20 protein-coding genes and 3 pseudogenes are annotated in these 26,761 nt (G+C 58.0%); 6 read left to right on the top strand and 17 right to left on the bottom strand.

Annotated features, from left to right (window positions below):
- Together H7847_RS15980 and H7847_RS15975 are read right to left on the bottom strand one after the other, a co-directional pair.
- Positions 1-157 (bottom strand): transposase (locus H7847_RS15980; protein ID WP_227270484.1); only part of this gene is annotated, 157 nt, incomplete at its 3' end.
- Positions 158-234: 77 nt separating this feature from the next.
- Positions 235-498 (bottom strand): annotated as a pseudogene (locus H7847_RS15975) (integrase core domain-containing protein); the annotation flags it as partial.
- A gap of 122 nt (positions 499-620) precedes the next feature.
- Here H7847_RS15975 and H7847_RS15970 point away from each other — a divergent pair.
- Positions 621-1,892, top strand: a pseudogene (locus H7847_RS15970) (IS110 family transposase).
- 236 nt (positions 1,893-2,128) lie between these two features.
- On the opposite strand, the pseudogene H7847_RS15965 reads toward H7847_RS15970, so the two are convergent.
- Positions 2,129-2,428, bottom strand: a pseudogene (locus H7847_RS15965) (DDE-type integrase/transposase/recombinase); the annotation flags it as partial.
- 266 nt (positions 2,429-2,694) lie between these two features.
- Between H7847_RS15965 and H7847_RS15960 the strand changes: the two are divergent.
- Positions 2,695-3,138, top strand: a complete 444-nt coding sequence (locus H7847_RS15960) for a GFA family protein (protein WP_227270479.1) — start codon at positions 2,695-2,697, stop codon at positions 3,136-3,138.
- Between the two features lie 324 nt (positions 3,139-3,462).
- Here H7847_RS15960 and H7847_RS15955 read toward each other — a convergent pair whose 3' ends face one another.
- From H7847_RS15955 to H7847_RS15935, 5 genes are all read right to left on the bottom strand, one after another.
- On the bottom strand, positions 3,463-4,440 hold the full coding sequence (locus H7847_RS15955; protein WP_227270478.1) for an ABC transporter ATP-binding protein: 978 nt from the start codon (positions 4,438-4,440) through the stop codon (positions 3,463-3,465).
- On the bottom strand, positions 4,437-5,426 hold the full coding sequence (locus tag H7847_RS15950) for an ABC transporter ATP-binding protein (RefSeq protein WP_227270477.1): 990 nt from the start codon (positions 5,424-5,426) through the stop codon (positions 4,437-4,439). Before H7847_RS15950 ends, H7847_RS15955 begins: the two co-directional genes overlap by 4 nt.
- Positions 5,427-5,429: 3 nt before the next feature.
- A complete protein-coding gene (locus H7847_RS15945; protein ID WP_227270476.1) occupies positions 5,430-6,275 on the bottom strand; it encodes an ABC transporter permease in 846 nt (281 codons plus the stop codon).
- 14 nt (positions 6,276-6,289) lie between these two features.
- A complete protein-coding gene (locus H7847_RS15940) occupies positions 6,290-7,210 on the bottom strand; it encodes an ABC transporter permease (protein ID WP_227270475.1) in 921 nt (306 codons plus the stop codon).
- Between the two features lie 76 nt (positions 7,211-7,286).
- Positions 7,287-8,882: an ABC transporter substrate-binding protein gene (locus H7847_RS15935; protein ID WP_227270474.1), complete on the bottom strand. Its 1,596-nt coding sequence runs from the start codon at positions 8,880-8,882 to the stop codon at positions 7,287-7,289.
- A gap of 207 nt (positions 8,883-9,089) precedes the next feature.
- Here H7847_RS15935 and H7847_RS15930 point away from each other — a divergent pair, with 207 nt between their 5' ends.
- Positions 9,090-10,085 (top strand): ketopantoate reductase family protein, encoded by a 996-nt coding sequence (locus tag H7847_RS15930; RefSeq protein WP_227270473.1) that lies wholly within the window; start codon positions 9,090-9,092, stop codon positions 10,083-10,085.
- Here H7847_RS15930 and H7847_RS15925 read toward each other — a convergent pair.
- The 3 genes from H7847_RS15925 to H7847_RS15915 all read right to left on the bottom strand — a co-directional run bounded on the left by H7847_RS15925 (position 10,064) and on the right by H7847_RS15915 (position 13,779).
- Positions 10,064-10,921 carry an alpha/beta fold hydrolase gene (locus H7847_RS15925; RefSeq protein ID WP_227270472.1) on the bottom strand — a complete coding sequence of 286 codons (858 nt, stop codon included), beginning with the start codon at positions 10,919-10,921 and terminating at the stop codon, positions 10,064-10,066. The two genes, H7847_RS15930 and H7847_RS15925, sit on opposite strands and share 22 nt — an antisense overlap.
- A gap of 54 nt (positions 10,922-10,975) precedes the next feature.
- Positions 10,976-12,028, bottom strand: a complete 1,053-nt coding sequence (locus H7847_RS15920; protein ID WP_227270471.1) for a lactonase family protein — start codon at positions 12,026-12,028, stop codon at positions 10,976-10,978.
- Positions 12,029-12,174: 146 nt separating this feature from the next.
- On the bottom strand, positions 12,175-13,779 hold the full coding sequence (locus H7847_RS15915; RefSeq protein WP_227270470.1) for an ABC transporter substrate-binding protein: 1,605 nt from the start codon (positions 13,777-13,779) through the stop codon (positions 12,175-12,177).
- 327 nt (positions 13,780-14,106) lie between these two features.
- Here H7847_RS15915 and H7847_RS15910 point away from each other — a divergent pair, with 327 nt between their 5' ends.
- Positions 14,107-15,129 carry a LacI family DNA-binding transcriptional regulator gene (locus H7847_RS15910; protein ID WP_227270469.1) on the top strand — a complete coding sequence of 341 codons (1,023 nt, stop codon included), beginning with the start codon at positions 14,107-14,109 and terminating at the stop codon, positions 15,127-15,129.
- 295 nt (positions 15,130-15,424) lie between these two features.
- Here H7847_RS15910 and H7847_RS15900 read toward each other — a convergent pair whose 3' ends face one another.
- The 6 genes from H7847_RS15900 to H7847_RS15875 all read right to left on the bottom strand — a co-directional run bounded on the left by H7847_RS15900 (position 15,425) and on the right by H7847_RS15875 (position 24,828).
- Positions 15,425-17,614, bottom strand: a complete 2,190-nt coding sequence (locus H7847_RS15900; RefSeq protein ID WP_227270468.1) for an aminoglycoside phosphotransferase family protein — start codon at positions 17,612-17,614, stop codon at positions 15,425-15,427.
- On the bottom strand, positions 17,595-19,442 hold the full coding sequence (locus H7847_RS15895; protein WP_227270467.1) for an ABC transporter ATP-binding protein: 1,848 nt from the start codon (positions 19,440-19,442) through the stop codon (positions 17,595-17,597). Before H7847_RS15895 ends, H7847_RS15900 begins: the two co-directional genes overlap by 20 nt.
- The gene (locus tag H7847_RS15890) at positions 19,442-20,605 is read right to left on the bottom strand and encodes a glycosyltransferase family 4 protein (protein WP_227270466.1); all 1,164 of its coding nucleotides are present in this window, start codon (positions 20,603-20,605) and stop codon (positions 19,442-19,444) included. Before H7847_RS15890 ends, H7847_RS15895 begins: the two co-directional genes overlap by 1 nt.
- Positions 20,602-21,837: a glycosyltransferase family 4 protein gene (locus H7847_RS15885; protein ID WP_227270465.1), complete on the bottom strand. Its 1,236-nt coding sequence runs from the start codon at positions 21,835-21,837 to the stop codon at positions 20,602-20,604. The genes H7847_RS15890 and H7847_RS15885 overlap by 4 nt, the downstream gene beginning before the upstream one ends.
- Positions 21,838-21,853: 16 nt before the next feature.
- Positions 21,854-22,942, bottom strand: coding sequence for a glycosyltransferase family protein (locus H7847_RS15880; protein WP_227270464.1), 1,089 nt, complete (start codon positions 22,940-22,942; stop codon positions 21,854-21,856).
- A gap of 971 nt (positions 22,943-23,913) precedes the next feature.
- Complete coding sequence (locus H7847_RS15875; protein ID WP_227270463.1) at positions 23,914-24,828, bottom strand: LysR family transcriptional regulator; 915 nt, start codon at positions 24,826-24,828, stop codon at positions 23,914-23,916.
- A 112-nt stretch (positions 24,829-24,940) separates the two neighbouring features.
- On the opposite strand from H7847_RS15875, the gene H7847_RS15870 reads away from it, so the two are divergent.
- Positions 24,941-25,873, top strand: a complete 933-nt coding sequence (locus H7847_RS15870; protein WP_227270462.1) for a VOC family protein — start codon at positions 24,941-24,943, stop codon at positions 25,871-25,873.
- Positions 25,874-26,008: 135 nt separating this feature from the next.
- Positions 26,009-26,698: a hydrolase gene (locus H7847_RS15865; protein ID WP_227270461.1), complete on the top strand. Its 690-nt coding sequence runs from the start codon at positions 26,009-26,011 to the stop codon at positions 26,696-26,698.
- The last annotated feature ends 63 nt before the right edge of the window (positions 26,699-26,761 follow it).

Below are 26,761 nucleotides of genomic sequence, written 5' to 3'. Positions count from 1 at the left end.
CGGCGTTTGGCATCAAGCCCGCATACTTCTTGCGCCAGTTGTAGAATGTCGCCTCAGCAATTCCGGCTTTGCGACACACCTCCGCGAGGCTGGTGCCATCTTCAACCTGCTTCAGCACAAACGCTCTCTGCGCCTCCGTGAATTTACTCTTCTTCATAGAACTCTCCTTCTCCCGCACGCGGGATCATAAATGGAAAATTCCAGCTCTGATCGATCCAGCTTTCGGGCAGCAGGTCAGACCTCTGGTCCATCGGGGCGACATCTCAAAGCGCTTTGCGGCCTGACAGTGTTGTAGTGTATGCGCCATTGCTCGATCAGGATTTGGGCCACTCGTAAGCTGTAGAAGATTTCACCATTGAGCAGTTCATCCCAGAACCGGGCATGAATCTTTCATTGTATCCGTCCTCCCAAAGACTTCCTGGATAGATAGATCTGCATCGGTTGGATACCGACCCGTCTGAGCCAGTCCTGAAGCGGTGCGGCGATGAACTCTGGGCCATAGCACCTCGGGAAGAAGCGCTGATCTGAGGTTATGGCCGCGCGCGCAGCCTTCAGTTAGCGCAGCGGGTGGCCATAACCGGGTCTCAGGTCTCAACAGTGGTTTTGCACAAACCACACTGATGAGGAGACCGGCTATGACCACCACCCATTCTATCGCGCCGACCCTGTTGGTCGCCATCGACATTTCCAAACGCCGCCACGAAGTGCTGATTGGCATCCCGGGCAAGAAGCGCCGTCGCCGATTGACGATCACGAACACACTGGAGGACGTTCGGCGGCTTGTTTTCTCTTTGGCCAGCTACGACCTGCCGGTGCGGATCGGGTTCGAGGCGACCGGCAACTATCACCGGCCCTTGGCGCATCATCTTGGCCAGGCCGGGTTCGAGTTGAAGCTCATCTCTTCCGTAGGGTTGGCCCGAACACGCGAAGCTTTGCACAATAGCTGGGACAAAAATGATCCGAAGGACGCCCAGGTCATCCTGCACATGCTGGAGATCGGCGCAGTGCAGTTTTTCCACGACCCGCTTGTGACTGGCGTTGCTGACATCTAGGAGCTGTCGAAGACGCATGAGATAGTCTCACGCTCGAAGACCGAGCTGTGGCATCGCATACTGACGCATTACCTGCCGCTCTACTTCCCCGAGGCCGAACGTTATCACCGTAGCTCGCGCACTGACTGGTTCTTGGCATTCCCAGAGAAGTACCCGACGCCGCATATGATCACGGCCATGAGCCGTGAGGCCTTCGTCGCAGATGCGTGGCAGGTAGTCGGCCGGAAGGTCTCAAAAGAGCGCTTGCTTTCAGATATTTACGCAACGGCGATTGGCTCTGTGGGTCTGCCCGTTCACCCGGAGTCCGACGCCGTTCGTATGTTCCGCCTTGTGCTGGCCGAAGGCCGAAGCCTGGTTCGCCGGCGCAACGAGATCGAGGCGCGGGCCGTCGAACTTCTATCCGATCATCCCGACTACCAGCTTCTGACAACCGTCCCTGGCATCGGCCCGATCAACGCCTTGACCATCCTGGCCGAAGCTGGCGATCTGCGCCGTTTCCGCCATCACCGCCAATTCCTGAAGTTCTGCGGCATGGACCTCGCCACTGTCCAGTCCGGCATGTTCCGAGGCCAAAGCCGCATCTCGAAGTATGGCAATGCACGGCTTCGCAGAACCCTATGGATGGCTGGCCAGGTTGCCGTGGTCAAACGCACGAACAGCTTCCGCGACAAGTTCGAACGCTACATCGCGCGGGACCGACACAATGCCCATTTGCGTCGCAAGGCCTACACCGCCATCGCGGCGAAGATGGCGCGCACCGTACACGCCGTGGTCAAACACGGAGAACCCTATCGCCCCTTCTTCGAGGGGGTGATCCCAGGCGGAAGGACCCTTGTCTGATAAGAGCCGTGGAGGCAGTTCGCTGACCTCGTAGATAATGTTCAGGTCTTCCGCTTGGGGTTTTGGATCACGTCTTAAGGACGGTGAGGGCCGCCATCGCGCGTACCCTGTGTTTGCTATGGGAGAGACCGCTTCTTGACGGCGGAGACCGCTTGCGCAACCATATCAGGGCATTCGGTACACCGGATGCCCCATGACCTGCTGACCTAAGCAGCCAAACCTTCCCGATATAGGACGTTGTCCGACGGGATGTAAGACGACACGCCTCGCAGGATGAACAGGTCTTTCAGGGCATCAATGACATCGGCCGAATTCAGCTTTCGCTTCACCCGGATCGCGAGGCATTCCCGGCTGTTTTCATCCAGAATGTTCAACGTTCTGAATACACTTCCATCATCAGTCCGATGATGAACGAAGTCATACGACCAGACGTGATTGCGATGCTCTGGCCGCAGCCGGACACATGACCCGTCGTTGAGCCAGAGCCGTCCTTTCTTCGTCTTCTGCCTTTGCGGGACTTTCAGCCCCTCGCGCCGCCGTGCTTGCGTCGACCACGTTCGCAGTAAGATGAAGCATTCGGCCGTCGGAACCCAGCTCAAGCCACCAATCAACCAATTCTTTTCATTCAAGAACCTCAAAACAACGATCATGCCGTCTGAGTTGTAAGGAGAGGTCACCAGGAACACAAAGGCACCCGTTCCCACCCTCAGCGCGTTCCGAAGAATACATCCCGCGCAGAGCTGCCGGAGAACGTCGCTGTTCGCGATAGACTTTAACCGATGTTTAGTGCGATCTTGAATGGATGGTGAAAGACTCGGACATAGTTGGCGGATGCCAGTGCGGTGCCGTACGGTACCGCGTTACCTCGCTTGGACGTTCTTCGGTGTGTCACTGTCGTATGTGTCAGCGCGCGTTCGGCGCATTCTATGCACCGCTGGTCATAGCCAACGGCCTTGAATGGACGCGCGGCACGCGGCAACTGTTTGCAAGCTCAAACGTAAGCCAGCGAGGCTTTTGCGCGGCCTGCGGCACCCCCCTGAGCTTGGAGAACTTCGACGACGATCAAATCGAGATCGCGACGGGTACGCTCGATGATCCGGAGTTGGCACCGCCGACGCTTCAGATCAATCACCGCTATGCGCCGAGCTTCACCGATGACGTCGGGAAATTGCCCGAGCCAGACCGTGAAACGGTTGCCGACAATGACGCTTGGAACGCAAAAGTTATTTCGTATCAAAAGCGATAGAACATTTTCCGGTGCATGGGCCTAAATTGCCGAAGAGTTACATTGCAGGTTTTTAAGGCTGTTCAGTGTCTTCAAACGCACAGGATGACGCCCTCGCAAATTCCGTCTGACGCGATAGCGGTTAGCCACCAAGCTGAGATCGAAAATGCCTTCTGGGACAGCCTGAGGGTGGAAACACTGCATCCGAAATCCGCGTTGTTCTATTGTGCTTTTCTCCCACAATCCGCAGCGCTGGGTGCTGCGGCAGACATTTGCATTGGATGCCCCCCAGTCCAGTGGTTCGGATCACGTGGAGGGTTGGAGACGTATTGGGTATCCAGCTTGTCACGGGTCTAGATGACAGCTCATCACGTGGTCGCGCGACCCAAGGTCCTTTAGTCTGGGTGGCATCGTTTTGCAGATATCGCCGATGACGCTTTGGCATCTGGGATGAAATGGGCAGCCTGTCGGCGGGTTAACGGGGGAAGGCACATCACCGCGCAGGATGATCGCCTCATGCGGGGTGTCGACCCTGAGTGGTAAAGCTGCGGACAAAAGCGCCTTGGTATAAGGATGCTGAGGCGCGTCAAACATGTCGTCGGTCGGACCAATTTCCACAAGCTTGCCAAGATACATCACGGCGATCCGGTCCGCCATGAAACGTGTTGTGCCCAGATCGTGTGCCACCACCACATAGCTGCACCCGACGTCCTGCTGCAGGTCCTTGAAGAGGTTCATGATCTGAGACCGGATCGAAACGTCGAGCGCTGAAACCGGTTCGTCCAGAATGATCAGCTTGGGCTTGGCGATGATCGCACTGGCAATGGCAATCCGCTGGCGCTGCCCGCCGGAGAATTCATGGGGATAATACTTTGCCTGTTCCGGGCGCAGGCCCACGGCAATCAAGGCCTCATCCACACGGCGCGTGAGTTCCCCCTTCGTCAGGTTGTCATTCACAACCAGTGTTTCAGCCACGATATCAAAGACGCGCATGCGGGGGCTCAGCGACGCCCAGGGGTCTTGAAAGACCGCCTGAACGTTGGTTCGGAACGTCTTGATCTCAGCCTTTGACATGGTTGCGATATCCTTGCCTTCGATCTGCACTGTGCCGGATGTCGGCTCCAGCAGGCGCAGGAGCATCCGCACCAGCGTGGTCTTGCCGCAGCCGGATTCGCCCACAAGCGCGAGGGTCTGACCATGCTCCAGACTGAAACTCACATCATCGACGGCGCGCACGATATGTTCTTGCCGACCGAGCAGCCCATGCGGGATCGAAAAATGCTTGGTCAGCCCGGCGACCTTCAAAATCGGCGAATGGCTCACGTGTCTCTTCCCATATTCCAGCAGCTGGCCAGATGTGTCTTTGCGCCGCTCAGCCCTGCTTCCTGTTGCGGCACTTCGCGCGTGCAGATGTCCTGCGCATAGGGGCAGCGCGGCGCAAAACTGCAGCCCTTGCGGTCCACGGAGAGCACAGGAGGCTGGCCTTGGATGGCATAGAGCCGATCAACCTTTTGATCGACACTGGGGACCGACTTCAGCAAGGCTTCGGTATAGGGATGAGAAGGGGCTCGGAAGACGTCGGCAACCATTCCTGATTCCACGATTTTCCCTCCGTACATCACCACCAGCTTGTGGCAGAGGTTGGCGACGATCCCGAGGTCATGCGTGATAAAGATGATCGCGGTGCCGGTCTCTTCCTGAATGTCACGCAGCAGCTCCAGATATTGCAACTGGATGGTGACATCGAGCGCTGTCGTTGGCTCATCCGCGATGATGACCTTGGGCGCCCCCGCAATGGCAATGGCCCCCACCACGCGCTGCTTCATGCCCCCGCTCATCTGGTGCGGATATGCGTGTATGCGGCGTTCCGCATCGGCCACGTTCACCTTCTTGAGCAGATCAATGGCGCGATCCATCAACGATTTGCGGGGCGTGCCGGGGTTGTTGATCTGCAGCGCCTCAATCACCTGATTTCCGACCGTGAAGACCGGGTTGAGCGAGGTGTGCGGATCCTGCAGGATCATGCCGATTTCGCGCCCGCGGATTTGCGCGATCTCTTCGTCCGACATGCTGACCAGATCCGTCTGTTCCAGCAATATCTCGCCGCTCTCAATACGTCCGATGGGTTGGGGCAGAACCTGCATGATCGAGAGCGCGGTCATTGATTTGCCACTACCGGATTCCCCGACGATGCCCAGTGTTTCACCTGCGCCGACATCAAAGCTGACGTCATCGACCACCGGTACCGAGCCGCTCGCGAGGTCCAGAACCGTGCGCAGATTTTTCACTTGAAGAACAGAAGCACCCATGGATCACACCTGCCGTAGTTTGGGATCAAGCCAGTCGCGCAGGCTGTCGCCCAGCATATTTACGGACAGCACCGTGAGCAGAATGGCCATGCCCGGGAAAAACGAAATCCACCAGCTGGAGACGATCAGCTGACGGCCATCGGCCACCAGCAGCCCCCAGGCCGGGATCGGACGCGGAATACCAATGCCGAGAAAGCTCAGCGTTGCCTCAAGCACGATCACAACCCCGATCTGGAGCGTCGCCAGCACGACGATGGTGTTGATGATATTGGGCAGGATGTATTTGCGCAGAATGCGAATGTCGGAGGCCCCTGCCACCCGCGCCCGCGCCACAAAATCACGCTCCCTCAGGATCAGCGTTTCGGCCCGCACCTGACGGGCGAAGAAACCCCAGATCACGAAAACAACAACCAGAATGACCAGCTGAAAACTTGGACCCGACACCGAGGCCAGCGCGAGGGCCAGCAGAATGCTTGGCAGCGCAAAGGTGATATCGACAACTCGCATGATCAGCGCGTCGACCACACCCCGCACATATCCCGCGATCAGGCCCAGCACTGTGCCGACAATAGCCCCCAGGATGATCCCCACCAGCGAGATCACCAGCGCATAACGCGCGCCATGCATGATCCGGCTCAGGATGTCGCGGCCCAGACGGTCAGTGCCGAGGATGAATTCTGTTGTCCCGCCGAAGAACAGCGGCGGTTGCAGGCGGTTGCGCAGATAGGCCTTGAACGGGTCATGCGGCGCGATGAGATCCGCAAAGAGCGCCGGAATGACCAGAACAGTCATCAGGACCGCGATGGGCAGAAGGGGCAGTCGGCTCAGGAATTTCGGTGTATGTGCCATCGATGCAGACCCCTTCAACTGAAGCGGATGCGGGGGTCGACCACCGCGTAAAGGACATCAACAAGGAAGTTGGCCAGCAGGTAGAACACCGCGAAAAACATGACGACCGACTGCACAACCGGAAAATCCCGCCCGCGGATCGCATCAATAGCCAGCAGGCCTGTCCCCGGCCAGGCAAAGACCGTTTCCACAACCACCGATCCGGTCAGCAAGGACCCCGCCAGAACCCCAAAATAGGTCACGGGCACAATCGCCGCATTGCGAAAGGCGTGCTTCCAGATCACCGCGCGCTCATTAACGCCCTTGATCCTTGCCAGCTTGACATATTCGGTGTCGAGTACCTCCAGCATGGCGGAGCGCGTCAGCCGGGTCAGCGCCGCGATCTGGAACCAGGCCATCGCGATGGCCGGCAGGATCATGTAAGATAGCCCGCCATAGCCCGATGTCGGAAACCATCCCAGCATCACGGCGAAAATCCACATTAGAATGATGCCCAACCAGAAGGCCGGGAAAGACTGCCCTAAAAGCGCGATGATCCCGGCCATACGATCAAAGATCGAGCCGCGCCAGACCGCGCTGAGGACACCCAGCGGGATAGCCACCACCACGCTGATCAAGACGGCAAGGCCACCCAGTTTCAACGTTGCAGGCAGGCGTTCCAGCACAACTCCGGCGGCGGTATTGCCTTTCCACTTGGTCGAGTCGCCAAAGTCCCCCACGGCCGCGTTTTGCAGAAAGGTGAGATACTGCACGTAGTAAGGCCGATCCAGACCGAGATGTTCGGTCAGTGAATCGATCTGCTGTTGCGTTGCGTCATCCGGCAACAGCGCGTCGATCGGGCTGCCCGTCAGATGGCTGAGGCTGAAGACAATCACGGTGATCACAAAGAGAGCGATCAGCATGTGCGACAGCCTTATGAAAATGAAACGAGGCATTCAGTTGGTCCCAGCACTGGTTCGTTGTCGAATGTCCGGGCCGAATGACGGGCCCGGACAATGGCTCACAGGTGGGTCAATTCGCCGGAACGATGGATCCGAAATGGCTGACGCCCACGGATGTCGTGCCGGGGAACGTCCAGGCGCTGACCGTCTCGGGGTTCACGATGACCTCGGCGGAGATGCTGGCCAAAGGCGCCACCGCATATTGTTCGAATACACGGGTGAAAATCGCACCGGCCAGTTCGTTGCGCTCATCCACATCGATGGAGACCATGTATTTTTCCATCAGCCCTTCGATGACCTCGTCTTCGTAGTTGTTCCGAGGGCCACCGGTCGCCGAGTAGTAATTGCGGATACCCACCGCACTGGGTTTCACCGGCAGGTTACGCATCGGGTGGAACATCTTGGCTTCCCGCGCGCTGCGCAATCCGCCGAGGCTCGCCCAATCCATCTCGACGATCTCGGTCTGAAACCCTGCCTCATCGAGGAACACCTGCATCAATTCCGCCATGGCCGGGAATTCAGGGTTGCCCGCCAGCGTGGAGGACAGGATCGGTATAACCGGGTTCGAGAAATTCTCAGGATAGCCTGCTTCGGCCATCAGCGCCTGTGCCTTTTCCAGATCATAGCCGTAATCGGCTTCGAACCGCTCGGCCAAGGCGGGCATATAGCCTTCGTGACGGGGGTCCATTCCGAACACAGGCAGGATCTCGGCCCGCCCATCATAAAGCACATCGATCACGGCCTGCCGGTCGATAGAGCGGTTGATGGCTTCGCGGATGCGAATATCCAGCCAAGGCAGCGTTTCATCAAGACCTTCGTATCCGGGCAGAAGGAAGGTGCCGTTGAAAAGCATCGTGGTCTGGTTGGACGCATTGGTCGATGGAATGGCTTTGAAACCTGCACCAAGCGCATCACCTTGAAGTTCACGCGGCAAGATGACGATATCGGCTTCCTTGGACAGCAGCTGAGCGAGCGTTGTCGCGGGTTCTGCCACAAAACTGAGTTCCAGCCGGTCAAACTGCGCATCCTGCCCTGACCAGTGATTTTCGACCATCTCGAAGGTCAGACCCTGGCCGATTTTCCGCTCCACATACTGCAGATTTGCGGTGCCTGCAGGTTTCTCATCATACCCCTCAAGACCTTCCTTGTCGAACTGGGCCTTGGAATAGATCACCAGCGATCCACGCCCCCCGTGCACGAACAGAAAGTCGACCTGCGGCGCAGGCAGCGTGAATTTCACGGTATGGTCGTCAATCGCCTCGGCCACCGCGCCTTCAAGCTGGCTGATGCCGTTCAAGGTCGTATCCGGACCGGTGTGCAGCGCAAGGCTATGCACCACATCGGCAGCGGTCACGGGTCCCCAGCCAAAGTGGAACTCGGCCTCGGGTTTCAGCTTGAAGGTCCATTCGGTGAAGTCGCCATTGTGGCTCCAGCTTTCTGCCAGACCACTGTTGTCATAGGCGCCGCTCACCGGATCATGGCCCACCAAACCCTGCATGGATGGGCCAAGGGCAAAGTCACCCGGCGTATTCCAATAGCGGTTGGTTTCCACGGCCGGCGGGCCCATGACCATGTTAATGGTCTGTGCTTTCGCCGGTACAGTTCCCCCCGCTGCAATCAGAAAAGAACCAATCACAGCCAGTTTTCTCAGCTTAAGAGTAAGCATAGCATCCTCCCAGATGTATTTGTTCGCATTCCACGCGTGCCGCACTGCAGTCGACCCTGCCCTCCCAAAGTTCGCTGGCAAAAAATGCGGTGTTTTTCGTGGCCTTTTGATTAGGTTAACGATAACTCTTTTTAGATTAGGGGAAGGGCAGCTTATGTCAACACACTTGTCGGAAACGGCCTTCTTGCCGGAGAAAGAGGAACACCCATGCGCATTCTAGTTCTGGGGGCCGGGGCGGTCGGTGGGTTTTTGGCCGGTGTCTTTCACGAAAAAGGCCATGATGTCAGCGTGCTGGCGCGGGGTGCGCACCTTGCCGCCATCAAAGCGCAGGGCCTGCGCGTGCGGCACGCTGACGGACGTGTGATCTCCTGTGCCGTGACGGCGACGGATACCCCGCGCGATTTGGGCGCGCAGGACCTTATCGTAACCACGGTCAAGGCCCCAGCGCTTGCGGGTGTACTGGCCTCATGCGGACCCCTCCTGCGGCAGGGAACACCGGTCGTCACCGCCATGAACGGCGTGTTCTGGTGGTACGGGACAGGCTTTACAGTTGCTGGCAAACAGCCCGACTGCACGCGGCTTGATCCCGATGGAACACTGGCAAAATTGGTGCCGATGGATCAGGCGGTGGGCATGGTGATCCACTCGACCAATCAGGTTGTGGAACCGGGCCTGATCCAGAACCGATCCGCGCGCAACCGCTTTGTGATCGGTGCAGCAACGCCGGCGGGGGCGGATCAGATCAGGGCGATGCTGCCACCCTTGCAGGCCGCAAACACCCGGTTTGAGGTTGAGGAGGACCTGCGGCGCACAATGTGGCACAAGCTGTTGCGAAATCTGTCGTCTGCGCCTGCCTCTGTCCTGACCGGCGGCATGGCCTATGAGGTGCTGAACGATCCCGACGCGCAACCTGTGGCACGGGCCCTTTTCCTGGAAGGGGCTGCCGTGGCGCGGGCGCATGGATTCGCGGGTCTGGGCGATGATGTCGATAAGGTCTTTGCGCCCGGCGCGGGGGCACGTCAAAAGCCCTCGATGAGCCAGGATGTCGATCTGGGCCGTCCCATGGAGATCGACACGATGCTTCGGATCGTGCAGGATTTCGGCCGACAGGCAGGCGTTCCAACACCGAACCTTGATGTTGTGGTCGGCCTTGTGATCCTGCGCGCGCGCCTCGCCGGGGGCTACCCGCCAACCGGCCTCTGAAGAGTCCTTTTCGCCGCGACGGCATCTGCAAAACGAACAAGATCATCGACAAACCGTTGCGGATATTCCGCGTGAAGCGAGTGCCCCCCGTCCGGGTAGATGATGGTTTGCACATCCGGGATCTCGGCCAGAATGCCATCCACATCGCTCTGGATCCGGAAAAGCCGGTCATGCAGGCCAGTGAACACCAGCGTCGGGATGCTCAACTGGGTCCACGGCACGCCCCAATCCGCCTTGTGAACCCCTTCGGCCAGACGGCGGCGCGGATGTTCAGGTGGCCAAGGGGTATAGCCGTCCTCGGGCAGATGCGACGGGCGCAGCACCTCCAACTGCTCGCAGCTTGACAGAACCGGGCGCAGTACATCCAGCACCAGCGGCATGCCCCCCATGGCGATCAGCCGCGCCTCCAGCTCATTGATCCAGTCGACCTGTGCGCCGGGTTTGCGCAGGGTATTCACCAACACCATGGCATCCGCTGCCGCACCATTCAGCCAAGATCGTACCGCAAAAAGGCCGCCGATCGAAAGACCCACGAAAATGGGGTTTTCCGGCTGCTCCTGCGCCACCGTAAACCCGATGTCCGCTATGATTTCCGCAGGTTCGAGCGTGGCAGCAGCCCCATATGTTGACTGCCCTTGACCGCGATAATCAAACGACAGCGTCCCAAAGCCCCTGGCCCGCAACAGGGGCGCGATCTCATCCTCCCAAACGGCTGTGGAGGCCCCCATGGAATTCAGAAAGACAAATGTCGCCTTGCCGTCCTGCGGCGAGGTATGAATGACATGGATGGCGTTTTCAGCATTGATCTCGACAAAACGCGGGTCGCCAGTTTTCATTCTGAGCCTCTCTTTTTGTTGACTATGTGGCGCCTGACAGCGCGGTATAGGCGGTCACAGGATTTCGACCCAACCGGGCTCTCCACCTGTGGGTAGTTCCATGACGTGTTGCGGCGGCGCAGATTTCTCCGACACATCAAAAAGCGCGACGCAGTCGCCCTTGAGCGCGCTCAAGACGACGAAGCACCCGTTCGGGGTCACATCAAAGCAACGCGGGTTCTTGGGGGTCGGGACGATATGGCGATCCGACAGACGCCCGTTGTTCTGATCGATGTCCCAGACGGACAATGTGTCGCTCCTGCGTTCGGAGGCGAAAAGGCGATCCCCCTTGGGAGATACCTTGATCTGCGCGCCCCAAGGGGAACCCTTGAAACCCTCAGGCAGAATAGATGTATGCATCAACTCGCAAAGGCCACCGGTTGAAGGGTCCAAGCGGTAGCAGACCAAACTGCCGTCTTTCTGGTTCAGCAAATACATGTACCGGCGGTTCGGGTGAAAGGCGAGATGACGGCACCCTGCCCCCGTCTGCAGCGCGATTTCAGGGGGTGAATTCGCCGTGAAACTGCCGGTTCTTTCGTCAAACAAAAGACTGACCAAAACGTCTGAACTGAGACTAGGAATGTAGGCATAGCGGTTGGTGTAGTCGGTCAGGATCTGATGGGCGCCGCGCAGGGGCACGACGGTGCCGCTTGCGCGGGGCTGCACATGACCGTGGTCTCCGATCGGATAGGCGACCACCAGACCCGATGGTTCGGAGGCGCCAAGAAGGAATCCGCCCGTCCGGTCCACCGAAATATGCGACAGCTGCGCCATGACGGATGTGCTAGATATATGCGTTAGAAGACCCGTAACAGGATCGATGGCATAGCTGTCGACGAGATCTTTTTCCGAGCTGGTCTGATCGCCGTAGACCGCAGCGTAGAGCCGTCGTCTGTTCGGCGCATGCGCAAGAGGCAGACCCCGCCCGACCAGACCTTTACCCCGTCCTGGAAGCGCGATCGTTTGGACATGCTCCAATGTGCCGGCCACATCATCGCCGGAAAACACGTTGATCTCGTTGCCAGACAGGCAGGAGACATAGGCGGTATAGCTGCGCGGCTCTGTCACGCTCTGCCCTGTCTCAGGTTACGCCAAAGGTGAGCGCGCCACATCATAGCTTTCCCTGCTTCTAAGCAATTGGATGAAAAGTCGGAGCGCCCCCGGGGTATGGCGGGTCATCTGCCACACCCCAGGATCGTGACCCTTAAAGCGCGTTACTTCTGTGCGCTTTTGATCAGATGCCAATGGCTGACACTGTTGGTCGTCACACCGGGGAAGGTCCAATCGGCGACAACCGCCGGATCGACCGCAACCTCCGCATGCACCGTCGCAAGCGGCATATCGGCATATTGCTCAAACAGGTAGGTGAAGCCTTCGGCCGCGATGGCATGACGCTTTTCAGGGTCAATTGTTGCTTCCAGCGTGTTGGCCAAACCTTCGATCTTGTCATCCTCAAAGCCGCCATAGGGCGTGCCGCGCTCGGTATGAAAGTTGACCAGAGCCGCCTCGGTGGGCCGCAAAGGCGCGTTGCGCACAGGGCTGATCATATAGCTTTCCCGCGCGCGGCCCATGGACCCCAGCGTTGGCCAATCCATCTCGACGATCTTGGTTTGCAGGCCGACCGCATCAAAATAGACCTGAAGCAGCTCGGACATCACCGGAAATTCCGGATTGCCATTCAGTGTGGAGGAAACGATGGGGATGACCGGATCCGGGAAGGCATCCGGGTAGCCAGCGTCTTCCAGCAGTGCCTTGGCCCTCTCGGGATCGTAGCCATACATCTCTTCGAAACGGTCAAAGAGTTCGGGCACGAAGCCTTCGTTGCGGGAATCCATAAGCCAACTGACAGCCGGCTCCGCGCGGCCATCATAAAGCACATCAATCATCTCCTGACGATTGAGCGCCCGGTTCATCGCTTCACGCACCAGCACATTGGACCACGGCAGATCGGGGTTGAACGCAGGATCACCCGACTTTCCATACATCCCGTTGAAGATCGCACCGGTGGCCATCGCCGGGTTTTTCGACGAAATGATTTTCTTGCCCGCGTCCAGAGCCTGCCCTTGAAGCTCACGCGGAATGCTGGCGATGCTCGCCTCTCCCGACAATAAGAGGGCCAGAATTGTTGCCTGCTCCTGCACATAGCGGATCTCCAAAACTTCAAAGTCAGGTTGCTCGCCCTGCCAGTGATCGGGAACCCGTTCGAAGGTCACCCCAACGCCGGGCTTGCGCTCGACATATTGATAGGGGGCGGTGCCTGCGGGACGTGTGTTGTACCCCTCTAGCCCTTCGGCTTCGTACTGCGCTTTGCTGTAGATGACCAGTGACCCGCGCCCCGCGTGTTGAAACGCATAATCTGTACGAGGCGTATCGAATTTAAAGACAATCGTATGATCGTCGATAACCTCAACCGATTGCGCACGCAGCAGCTCCAGCGAGTTGATCGTGCTGTCAGGGCCTGTGGTCAGCTCATAGCTGTGCAACACATCCGCTGCCGTGACTGGGCCCCAGCCATAGTGAAACTCAGCGTCCTGCTTCAGCTTGAAAGTCCATTCGGTGAATGTCTCATCCGCTGACCATTCTTCGGCAAGCTCCGAATTGTCGTATTTGCCAGTGATCGGATCATGCCCGACCAGTGCCTGGAACGAGGGCAGTCTCTCCCCCGTGCCGCCCCAGAAAAGGTTGGATTCGTTTTGCGGTACGGTCGTGGCGAAAATAACGCGGTCTCCGGCGAAGGTCGATGTTGACATACACAACGCCAAAACCGCGCCGACCAACACCGATTTTATCGGCACGCTCGCGCTTTCAAGAAGTCTCATTTGTCTTTCCTCCCAGTGCATTTCCATGGCTGCGTTTTTGGGTCGGGATCGTTCCAACCAGTCCCTCTTCCGACAATTTCGCAAGGCCGCTTATGCCCTTTCGTCAGAACCGGTTTCCCGGAATACATTCCCATGATCGCTGTTCCCACGATCAGCGCCAGTGCGATGCTCAAAGCCAATGTGCTGATTGAACGCACACCTGAATTCCGGCCTAATTGTAATCCTCCCCAAGAAAAGGATTATCGATAACCTTACGTCAAGTCAACTGCGCTGCAATCAGCCGCTCGATATGTTGTAGGGCCTCTGATTTGAGACTACGGTGCGCGCATGACCGAACCGGTGGTGCCCAAAAAGAGAATAACGCTGGCCGATGTCGCAGCACGCGCAGGTGTCAGTCAGATGACGGCGTCGAAGGTGTTGCGTGGCACCGGCAGCATCTCTGAAGAGACGCGAAAACGTGTCAAACGGGTGGCAAGCGATCTGGGATATGTCCCCAACCTGTTCGCCGGGTCTTTGAGCTCAAGGTCCAGCAACATCGTTGCTGTTGTGTTGCCGTCGATCAACGACGCCGTTTTTGGCGAAGTGGTTGCTGGCATCAACGATGTGCTCCGCCCCGAAGGATATGTGACATTCATTGGGGAATCGCATTTGAACCCGGAGACCGAGGAGAAGATCATTCAAACGGTTCTTTCTTTGCAGCCTGCGGGGATTATCCTTACCGGTGGAATTCACCGGACCGCCAAAGCCGACCAGATGCTGAAGAGCTGGGAATGCCCGATCATTCAGATTTGGGACGAGGAAGATGAACACTATGACGGCTGCATAGCACCCAACCATGCCAAGGCGGGTCGCTTGATCGCGCAGCATTTCATAGACCAGGGTATTGAGCGACCCGCGTACATCGGCGCGGAGCTAAAAAAGGATATCTGCGCCGCCCGCCGATTTGAAACGTTCAAACAGACGATTACAGAGGCTGGGCTTAATCTCGTTGAGCTGATCGATCAAGAGCTTCCCCGGCAGCCGCAGACAGGCCGGACGCTCGTTGCCGAACTGATGCAAAGACACGCTGACACGGATGCAATATACTTCTTGAACGACGCAATGGCGACCGGGGGGCTCTCTTGGCTGTACGAGGCCTCATACTCAGTGCCTGAACAGGTGGCAGTTGCTGGATTTAACGGAACCTCACTGGCGCATACCGTGCGGACACGCCTGACTACCGTGCATATTGAACGTCTGGACTTAGGGCAGGTTGCGGCAAGAGCATTGCTTGAGGCCATTGACACTAGGTCAGCCAGAAAGATGCGCAAGATTTTTTACGTAGAATTGTCGCGAGGCAATACGTCGTAAAACCAAAGCGCGCTAGAAACAGCGTTCAGACGCCGCGCAAATCGGATGCCCTGCAGGCAGCCAGTCAGAAGCATGCGCAGCATCAGACAGGAGCCAACGGAGAGGCGACCTTTGTCGCTGACATAATAGAGCTGACTTGCCGGCAGGGTCGATACGGGCACCCTCAGATCACAGCGCTGCTGCGCGAGGCGGGTTGGTCAATAAATGGCACGCGAGTTGAACCGCTGTGGCGACATGACAGGCTGAAGGTGCCCGTGGTTTGACGCTCGATGTGCATCAAAAAATCATGACCTTGTCAAATCTTCCAACTGTCGAGCCACGGTTCTTTGAGCAGTACCTCGGTGGTGCGTTGACGGTCTTCGAAAAGCTGGGAGATATAGATATGACGCATCAGCGATATGGATTTCAGCGTTTGAACGCTGCGGCGCGGCAGGTCGAACCCGGCGCTTTGGTAGCCGTTTAGAAATGCCGTCTCCAGCGGTCGGGCAGCATCCGACCTACCCGTTCTGCGTATCGCATATTCGGCCAGGTGCGCCAAAAAGTTTCCCACATCAATCGCGGGATCGCCCAGCGCAGCCAGGTCCAGATCAATCAACCAGATCTGGTCATCGTCGATAATCACTTGGTCGGGATAAAAATCCCGGTGAATGCAGGTTGGCTGTTGGCTTGGCAGCGCACCCATCGCATCCTCTGCCTGTCGCAACATCTCTTTCAGCCTTGGCTGATGTGCAGGGTGCACCTTTGCCGCTTTGGCGAGCGCGCCTGCGAGCACCTCCAGTTCCTGATCACGTGACCATACCCTGTCAGGCACAACGCCGTTCTTGTGAAAATGGCCCAGGGCGGCGCCAGCCCGAAAAAAGGGCTCTGGCTGACCCTCGTCCTGCAAATCCCTCAGACATGTGCCGGGGACATGTTCCATGAACCACATGTCGGCAGTGTTTCTCACATCGACAACTCGAGGTACGCCAGTCTTGGCCGGGCTTCTTCCGTCCAGTCCTGCAGCGCGCAGCGCGGTCTGCAAGGTGGGCGTGCGGATATCGCGACCTTTGCTGTGCATCTTGCTCAAAAGCACGTGGTGTTCACCATCAACGGCCTGGCAATCATATCGGATCATGGCTCTTTTTCCCGGTTTGTGACGGTAGAGCTTTGGTGGGGACGTCAGGCTCAGTCGGATTTGGTCCTTGACCAAAGGTCCCATGACGTCAACGGAAAGTGCCTCGGCCAGATGCGGCAGCGCGGGATCCGCGGGCAGGGCGGGAACCAACTCCAGCAGCTCTTCGATATGGCCCATCAAGGTGAGGGTTAACCCGCGCCACTCCGCGGTTTGTCTCCGGAATGGTTCGGTCAGCAAAAGTACAAGATGACAGATGTGCTGCGCTTGATAACTGACCGGCAACGCATGATGATCCCGATATCCTTCCAGAAAGGCGGCCTTGAGGTCCGCAGCAGCCCGAGCGGGGACCAGACCGACCAGTAACTGCATATCCAGTCGTGCCAGAAAGCTGCCGATGTCACTTCCTTGGTCGCCCGTTGCAGCCCTGTCCCAATCAATAACAGAAACCTGACCTTGATTGGCGATGATCTGATCCGCGCTGAGATCGCCATGCGTCAGCCCGTGCTGGGGCGCTTGCATCAAAAGCGCGGCTTTTGCCCGCATTTCTATCTGCGCCAGCCGTTCGGATTGATCGGGTAGGATTTTGGAAAGGTCCGAGGCCACCTTATGCAGCGATTGGATTTCGGCGGCGCGTGGTAAATCCCGCAGGTCGAACGACGATTGATGATGCTGTGCGATACATCCGCCAGCCAACCGGAAAAGCGAGGGGTCCGCATCTCCCTCGATCGGGCAGAGCGAGACACCCGGAAGCCATTCACTGGCGATCGTGCCAAGCTTCCCGTCCGCCGCCAGCACCTTCGGCCCGTTGAGCCTCATGGCAACCCGGGCACCTTGTTCCACCGCTTCAAATACCGCGGGCTGCTGTACTTTCAAAAGCGCTTTGCGCCCGCTGGCATGGTCTGTCACCTGAGCCACAAGGCGACGGTTTGGCTTGTACCGCATGATGCGCAGGTCCGGGGCCGCAAAGGATCTTCCCGTGATTTTTACAAGCTTTTCCTCACCGGTCTCAGGATCAAGCAGCTTTGAAAGCACCTTCAGTTTCCGGTCGAGCTGCGGCGGAATGAACGCGACGAGATGGTTTTCACTCAATTTCACGCGCCAGCGGCCCGTGTGCCAATGGGTCCGTTGCTTTATCTGTTCAAAACGCTTTGCCGTGAAGGCCTTTGCGCAAAGCCATTCGACATCACCCGCTCCCCCGACCACGCGCAGCCCCGCAGCACAGCTGACCCCGGGTTTATAGCGCAGATCAATACGCGTGACCTTCGTGGCGAGCAGGTGCCGCGCAAGGGCTGCCTCGTCCAACAAGAACCGCAGGCCGGGCAGGCACGGGTCGCGCTTTGCAAATGCCAGGCTACTCGGCTGCAAGAACATGGTCGGATCCGCGTTGCTGTTCCCAAAGGCGCGCATATGGGCCACCCCGCTTTACAAGATCACTGTGTTTGCCATCATCCGCAATCCTGCCGTCCTGCAGACACAGCACGCGATCCGCTTTGGTCGCGAGCCGCAGGTCGTGGGTTATCAACAGGGTTGTGCGATCCCTGGCCAGCCGCCAGATTGCCTCCGACACCGCCGCCTCGTTGGTGTTGTCCAGCCCCACTGTCGGCTCATCAAGGATCAGGATCGGGCTTGGCCGCAGACAGGCACGCACCAGCGCAATGCGTTGCCGCTGGCCGGCGGAAAGTGTGCCGCCCCGTTCTGTCAACTCGGTATCGTAGCCTTGGGGCAGCGCCATAATGAAGTCATGCGCGTTGGCCAGCTTGGCGGCTGCTTCGATGGTGGCATCGTCCAACGGTTCCCCGGCCCCAAGCGCGAGGTTCTCCCGCACGCTGGCGCGAAACAGCAGTGTTTCCTGTGGCACGAAGCTGATCTGGCGGCGCAGGCTGGCAAGATCGACATCCCGAAGGTCCTTTCCATCAATCTCGATGCACCCGCCGGTAGGATCGTAAAGGCGCATCAGCAGGCTGACGAATGTGGACTTTCCTGTCCCCGATGACCCTGTGAGCACGACGCTTTGTCCCGGTTCGATCATTGCCGAGACGTGATCAAGGATTGGAGCAGCCTCCGGACCATACCCGAATGACAGATCCTTTAGCGCAATCCGCCCTTCTGTGATCTCGGATGGTGTGGCGTCTGGATTGCTGGCAATTGTCACTGAGGTGTCGAGCAACTCGATCACCCGCTCGCCACCCGCAGTCGCCTTGGACAGACGCGCCACGTATTTTGCGTAGTTTCGAACAGGGCGGAACATGTTCTTGAGGTAGGTTATGAAAACCAGCAGATCGCCGGGCGTCATTCTGCCGTCGAGGACGAAAAGCGTGCCGAAATACAGGATCAGCGCGATGGAAAGGGCGGTCAAGAAATCAACAAAACGCTCCAACCCTGCTGACAGGCGCTTGGCCTTAACACCTTCCTTCATGCTTTTCTTGTTGTCGCCTTCAAAGCTTCCTGCGACCTCATCTTCGATGCCAAGCGCCTGCACCGTGCGCATCGCTGCCATCATTTCCGCTGCGGTCGCGGCCATCTCGCCTTCGTTGCGGCGCTGATTGCGGCTGACGGCCTGAATTTTCTTGCTGGTGCGCTGTGAACTGAACCAAAGCAGAGGTAATGGCAGCAACGCGATCAAGGTCAGTTCCCAATTGATCACCAACATGACCGCCACCATGCCGAAAAGGATCAAGGTATTGATCGCCAGCGGCAAGGCGGCGGTTACAGCTGTCTCTTTCAGGATGGTGACATCACTTGTCAGGCGCATGGTCAAATCGCCGATTGTGCTTTTGGAATGAAACGACATCGGCAGGGAAAGCAGATGGCGGAACAGATCTGCACGCACCTGGGTCAGGACCCGGTTGCCAGCCAAGGCAAAAGCAATCGCAGCAGCATATTCGCACACCGCCCGGATTGCTATGATCCCCACAAGAGCGACCGCGCAGACCATGAGCAGCGTTTGCAGGGGCAGACCGCCCAAAACCGGGCTGCCGGAGCCTGCCACCCCATCCCCCACCTGCACCACATGGTCGATGACGAATTTAAGGGGCCATGGCTCCAGCAGTTTCGCCAACACCGACGCCACCAATGCGGTGCTGCCGCCTGCCACAAGCATCCGATGCTGCCGCAGATATGGTAGCATGCGCATCAGTACCCGACGCAAACCCGGCAAGGTATCGCGCAGCGACGTTTGGCGATGGCCTCGTTTTGCCATCACGCAGCACCTTTGATTGGCTTCGTGACCAGACCCGCCCGCAACAGGACACGTTCAGCCACATGATCCCAGGTCTGCGTCGCAAAAACACGGCTGCGCGCCTGACGACCCATCGTCTGGGCCAAGTCGGGGTTGCCGGCGAGTTGTCCCAATGCCTCGGACAGGGCTTTGGGGCAATCCGGCGGCACGCTGACACCCGTTTGCCCCTCATCAATCATGTCGGCCAGGTTGCCGACCCGGCTTACCACAGAAGGGAGCCCCGCCGCCATGTATTCATAGAGCTTCAGGGGTGAGAAATAAAAGGGATCGTCGCCCCGGTAGGCAGCAAGCCCGACATGCATCCGGGCCAGCCAGTCGGGGACTTCGGCCGCCGGAACGGCACCTGTGAAATGCACCGCATCGGTTAAACCGGCAGCCTCTACCTGCTGCGTCAGTTTGGGCCGTTCAGGACCATCGCCAACGATCAGAAGTTCTGCGTCTGGCACAGTTTGCCGGAGGAGAGCGAACGCCTCAAGGATCAAGGCAACATCATGCCAAGGCTTGAGCGTACCAAGAAAACCTGCGCGGAATGGACCGTCAAACCTGGCCGCATTGGGGAAACGTGACGGGTTTACCGCATTCGGCTCAACCTGAATGCGCTCGGCCTGGGCCCCGAGATCTTCCGCATATGCGGCGACCTCTGGGCTCACCGCGAGGATGTTTTCTGCGCAGACGAAAGCGCGACAGGCAAGAAGGATCGCATCATCGATGCGCCCAAGAGACCGATGCCGTGTTTGTTCATCGATCAAGGGGGCGTTCACTTCGAGAACAGAGGGAATGCGCTGCCTGCGGGCGTACTCCATTGCCGCGTTTGCGAACAAAGCATGACGTTCGTAGATCAGATCGAATGGCCCCAGATCGTCCAGAACCTGTGACACGTGGCTGTTCAGCGCGATTTGTTGTGCGGCACGTTCGTCCGGGTCCCCGCCGGGGGTCTGCAGGGGGCACCTTACAACCTGCCTCAGATCAGCTGGTGGTACGTCGCCCATACGAGGCGAGATCAGGGTGACATCGGCTCCCTTGGCCAGAAACGCGCGCACCATTTCCTGCACATGGATTGATGCTCCTTTGCACCCGAAGACCGGAATGCCTGGGTCGGTTGAAACATAGGCAATCCGCATCATGCCACCCCCTTGATCTGAGCCTGCTTGGAAGCCGCCTTGTCAAAGATGTTCCGCAGCGCCGCCGCACTTCGTACAACGTCAAATTCCATCTCGATCAATGCGCGGGCCTTTTTTGAAACTTTTGCTCTGAGTGTCTGATCATTGATCAAGCGCGAAAGCGCCGCGGCCAAAGCGACCGGGTCTCCTTCGCCCACGCAAAGGCCCGTTTCCTCATGCTGCACAAGTTCCGGAATGCCGGTTACCGTAGTTGCGACACAAGGGGTGCCAAGCGCCATCGCTTCGAGCAGAACAGTGGGCAACCCGTCACGATTCCCGTCGCGACCCACGATGCAGGGGCAGGCAATCACTGCGGCATTCTGCATCGCGGTAATCACCTCCGGCTGAGGCATTGGGCCGGTCAGCGTGACAGCGTCACCCAGATTGCTGGCCTCGATCTGAGCGCGCAGGTTTGCCTCTTCGTCGCCTGCGCCAATGATCGTGCAATGCGGCGCCTCACCCTGCTGGCGCATCAGGGAGATTGCCTCGAGCAGAATGTGGAACCCCTTCTTTTCCACCAAACGTCCGACGGCCAGTATCCCCGTCGCGTGCTGTTTTGGCGGAGCGTAGGCAAAGCGTCTCAGATCAATACCGTTATAGACGCGTCGAACATTCGCGGCCCCATAAGTCGCACACAGGTGATCGAGGTTGTAATCGGAGACGGTCACAACGGTAGAGGCATCCCGGAGCTTCAGGTCCATCCGGATGGGAGACGCATAGTCGTGATAGATGTCTTTTGCATGCGCGGTAAAGCTGTAGGCTATCCCGGCGACTGCACCTGCGATCCGCGCAACCGTGGCTGCTGCGGTGCCAAAGTGGGCATGCAGATGTATGATCCCCCGCTCCTTGCAGGCAAGCGCCAGAATGATCCCTTGTGCGACATCATTCGCATCTGCATGCTCCATCGCAATGAGAGCCCGGGCACTTTGGGGGAAATTAGCCTCGGCCTGTCGGATCAGTTTCCAGAAATCCTGAGGCTGCTTGAGCTTGGTTGGAATATGAGTAACAGGTGCGCGGACTTTTGAAATCTGGTCCTGAAAGTGCGTTTCCTCTACCGTGCGCAGCGCAAATACCTCTAGTTCGAGACCTGCGGCCTCATGCGCCAGAATTTCGTTAACGACGAAGGTTTCAGAAAATCGCGGATATCTCTTACAGACATAGGCGACTTTTCCTTTAAATGCGTGGTGATGTTTCATGTGCTTTCTTCTTTTTTTATGCTGCGAGGGAATTACTTGCTGAATAGACGGGATCGAGAATCTCCGCGGCCAAGTCCTTGAATCGGTCGAGGCCACCCAGATCGAGAGCGCAACCTGCAATCTCGGAGAGGGTGCCCTGGGCCATCCAATCAGATAGGGCCGCTGGGGTTAGCGCATCAGGCGCGATCATGTCGATCAGGCCACCGGCAGCCAGCCGCTCGGCTCTCAGGATCTGTTCCCGCCGGGGGGCGACACGCGGCACAATCAAGGCGGGACGGCCCAGCGACAGCACTTCGCAGATGGAGTTGTAGCCCCCCATCGCGACAATCCGCGCCGCATTTTGCATCAGGCCAACCGGTTCCGGTAAGAAATCAACAACGGTCAGGTCCGGATTCATCCGGGCCAATTGCTCGATCTCGGCGCGCCCTTCCGCGTCCAACTGTGTTCCGGTGATCAGAATACCGCGATGGCCCGCGGGCAATTTCGCTGTCGCGAAGGCACGGCAGACAGGCAGGCCATCTCGTCCGCCGCCGACCATGCACAGCACATAGGGGCGCGCATCATCGCCAATGACGTGTTGTTGCGATTTGGCCGCCTGCTCGGCAACTGCTGCAACATCGCGCTTGAGATACCCGGTAAAGCGCGCCTTGGCCCCGACCACATCGCCGAGCTGGTACTCATCGACCAGATTGTAAAATCGCGGGTCGCCGTAAATCCAGATGTCCGAGAAGAAGGACGAAATCGCTTCGAAATTGCGTTTCTTTAGCCATTGGCGGCGGACTTTGTCGCAGGTGTCTATAACGTCACGCAACCCAAGCACAACGCGCGCATTCGTCTTGCGGGCAAGCCACGACAAGGTCCGATCAAGTTCTTCCTGAGCGCCGCGCGGGACATTATCAACAATCATGAGATCGGGGCGGAAACCCTTGACCGCCGCAAGCACCATTCGCGCGCGCATGTCGGTCAGTTGCCGCAAACCAATTGACAGCCGACGTGACTGGTAGCTGCCATCGCATTGCTTGGCGTAAGCTGGCAGAGTGATCAGGTCGACACCTTCCGGGATGTCAAATGCACCCGCCTCGTGCATGCCAGCGATCAACAGCACGTCGGGGGCGCAGGGCAACGACCTCAACGCCCGGGCAAGCAACAGGTTTCGGCGCAAATGACCAAAACCCAAGGTATCATGTGAATACAACACAACGCGTGGAGCATGGTTTTGCGGTCGCTGGTTCCGATGTTTAAAGGAGTTGTGGTGTTTCATGATCTTGATGCTTTTCGTTTGGGGGCGTCCGCATTGGGCGGCTGCCATTCCCTTAAAACTAGAGAATGGAGCATGCCCTTGTCATAAAACTGTGATGAAAACGGTCTACACTGAAGATGAAAAAGAGATGAATGGTGGGGGTCTTTCCCTCGGGCTGTCGTGCTGAAATGATCCGCGACAAATCAGACTTCTGTAAGTCCAGGCACGGCCCGCACCTGACCGAAGTCAAATTACGACCCCGGCGCGCCAAGCATGATGACAGGCTGACAATTTCATAAAAGCCAAGACAGCTGACGGTGACACGGCGAAAGCGAAGATGAGAGAACAGTTGCGCAATGTAGTCCATACCGACGCGGCGCGGCAGGCTTGTACGTTGCGGATTACCAAGAGGATGGAGTTCGTCGAGGGTCGATGTCCGGCGTGAGTATACCTCTGGGCACCGCCAGTATATCTGCTTTCGGCCTCAACGACAGGTCGGTTGAAAACTGCTGAAACCTGCAAAGACGCGGGTTGAGGGTCAATAGGATCCGTCACAGCCTTAAAAAGCGCCTCTTCCAAATCTGCCACACGCCACGGCGTCGCCTCCGCCTGAAGAGAGCCATGCCAGACGCCGGTAGCGCATTGACACAATTTCAGCACTGCGGGATCAGGCATCCATTGCTGCATCAACTGCAATGCCGGCTTAAAAAACCGTTGAACCGACGCCCCAAGTTCCCCTCGGGCCCGGCAAGTGTGTCTGGCGTGTCCTCGACGCGGAATAGAACTGCGCATGCTGCTGTGCCTTGAAACCTATCGCGCTTTTCCGGGATGCCTCGTCAATTGGTATCAAAATGGAACCCGTCGATATCGGCGAGAAACGCTTCAAAGAAATCCGTGAATGTAGCGACAAGGGGCGGCAAAGCCTCGTAGGGCGGATAATAAAGCGACAGCCAGAGCGGGAGAACGCGCCATTCTGGCAGAACATGTTCCAAAGAGCCATCCTGCAAGCCATTTGCCACAATAAACTCAGGCAAGACAGCGATGCCCGCGTCAGCCCGCACCATAGCATGGAGAAAATCGCCATTGTTGCCGACAAGATGGCTGCCAGATGTCACCGAACGCTTGATGGACCCGCGCTTCAGGCTCCATATCTCGGGCTCCTTGCTCTGCGCATAGGAGAGACAGGTTTTCCTGTTGAGCTGGTCCGGCGTATCAGGGCGCGGGTGAAGATTAAAAAACCCTTTTGAGGCAACCATGTAGCGCGGGATTTTACAGACCTTCCGCCAGATTGTGGACTTGTCCCGTGGCGGCCCGGAGATGCGGATCGCAAGGTCGCAATCCTCCTGGATGATATCCACCAACTGGTCTGTCAGCCGGATCACCAGTTCGATGTTTGGATAGGCCAGCCGAAAGCTTTCCACCAGTTTTGGCATCAGCCTTTGACCAAAGGACATTGGTGCATTGACGGACAAGCGTCCTTGGTGCGGCTTTGCGTCAGTGCTCAACTCGTCAAGCACACGGTCGAATTCTGCAATCAGGGGCCGGTACCGCGCAGCGATGAGCGCCCCCGCCGAGGTTAGCGAGACCTGACGTGTGGTGCGCAACAAGAGTTGCCGACCGAGGTCGGCTTCGAGACGGGCGATGATGCGCGTCACCGTTGCAGGGGTCATGTGCAGGGCTTTGGCCGCCCTCACGAAGCTTTGCTGTGACGCAACTTCCAGAAAAACGCGGATTGGCTTGAGATCTTGCATGACGGAATTATTACATCTGCGATAATTATAAATTCAAGATCATTACTATTATCTTTTATTCTGCAGCCCTTATCTTACCCTTCAAGTCAACATGGATCGCTTGAGGCACAAGATGCAAAAACACATTCAAGGTTTGCACCACGTCACGTCGATGGCGACAGATGCGCTTAGAAACAACGCGTTTTTCACCAAGGCCCTTGGGTTGCGGCGGATCAAGAAAACCGTGAATTTCGACGTGCCCGAGGTCTATCATCTCTACTATGGCGATGAGGTCGGCACCCCTGGATCAGTGTTGACCTATTTCCCCTTTGGTCAGATGCCGAAAGGTACGCGTGGCACCGGGGAGGTGGGTATTACGGAGTTTGCAGTGCCTCCCAGCGCTTTGACATTCTGGAAAGAGCGGCTGGCTGCGTTCAAGGTAAGCGACCTCACCGAAACAGATTTTCTGGGCGAGCGGCGCTTGGAGTTCACCGGCCCGGATGGCGACAGCTTTGCCCTTGTGGAAACCGATGCTGCCGGACGCACAGCCTGGACCGGCACCGATGTCCCTTCGGATGTGGGCATCCTGGGATTTCACGGCGCAAGGTTCCGTCTGCGGGACGCGGCACCCACGGGGGAGCTTTTGTCCTTCATGGGCTACCAGCAGGACGAGACCGCAGGCAATGTGATCCGCTACCGGATCGACAAGGGCAATGGCGCCGACACGGTCGATCTGGAGGAAGTGCCGGATGCCGATCATGCCCATCAAGGGGCAGGCTCGGTCCATCATATCGCCTTCGCCGTTGCAGATCGGGCCGCCCAGCTGGAGGTGCGCAAAGCGCTTTTGGACACCGGCTATCAGGTTACACCCGTGATTGACCGGGATTACTTCTGGGCAATCTATTTCCGGACGCCGGGGGGCGTGCTGTTTGAGATTGCCACCAATGAACCCGGCTTTGACCGGGATGAAGACACGGCCCATCTTGGCAGCGCGCTGAAACTGCCGGAACGCTACCGTCCGTACCGAAATCAGATCGAACACAAACTGCCGGTTCTGGCCGATTAAGAGGCGTCTCATGTCACACCCGAGCGACCCCGCCTGCATAGCACTGGCAAAGACCGGCACGCCCTCCGCCCGGTCCGGCAGCCTCCAGCGCGCTTTCAACCCCAACCGCTCCTAACCGAAAAGGCAATACGTCCCATGTCCAAACTTGATGTGCTTACCCCGCAAAACAGCCAACTGATCTTTATCGACCATCAGCCACAGATGGCGTTTGGCGTTCAGTCCATTGATCGCCAGACCCTGAAAAACAACACCGTCGCACTGGCCAAGGCGGGCAAGATCTTTGACATCCCGACGATCATCACCACGGTCGAGACCGAGAGCTTTTCAGGCCATACCTACCCGGAACTTCTGGATGTGCAGCCCCAGGCACCGCTGCTGGAGCGGACATCGATGAATTCGTGGGACGATCAGAAAGTGCGGGATGCCCTCGCAAAAGGAGCCGCCGAGGGGCGCAGGAAGATCGTCGTCTCCGGGCTTTGGACCGAGGTCTGCAATATCACGTTTGCGCTCAGCTGCATGAAGGATACCGACTACGAAATTTACATGGTCGCGGATGCCTCGGGCGGGACGTCGGAGGATGCGCATAGATACGCGATGGACCGCATGGTGCAGGCCGGGGTCGTACCCGTCACCTGGCAGCAGGTTCTGCTGGAATGGCAGCGGGACTGGGCGCGCAAGGAAACCTATGATGACGTGATAGCGCTGGTGCAAGAGCATTCCGGAGCCTACGGCATGGGTGTCGATTACGCCTACACTCTGGTCCACAAGGCGCCGGCGCGCACCAAGCACAAGGGCGAGACGCAAGATCCGATTGCGGCTGAATGAGCCCCCTTTGTGCATCTCCGGGGGGCCATTGGCCTCCGGCTTCTCTCACTTCGATGGGGCGCT

The organism is Roseobacter weihaiensis (assembly GCF_020622345.1).
Lineage (GTDB): Bacteria > Pseudomonadota > Alphaproteobacteria > Rhodobacterales > Rhodobacteraceae > Roseobacter > Roseobacter weihaiensis.
The sequence above is the reverse complement of the archived record's forward strand: the minus strand, read 5'-3'. Positions and strand labels throughout refer to the sequence as shown.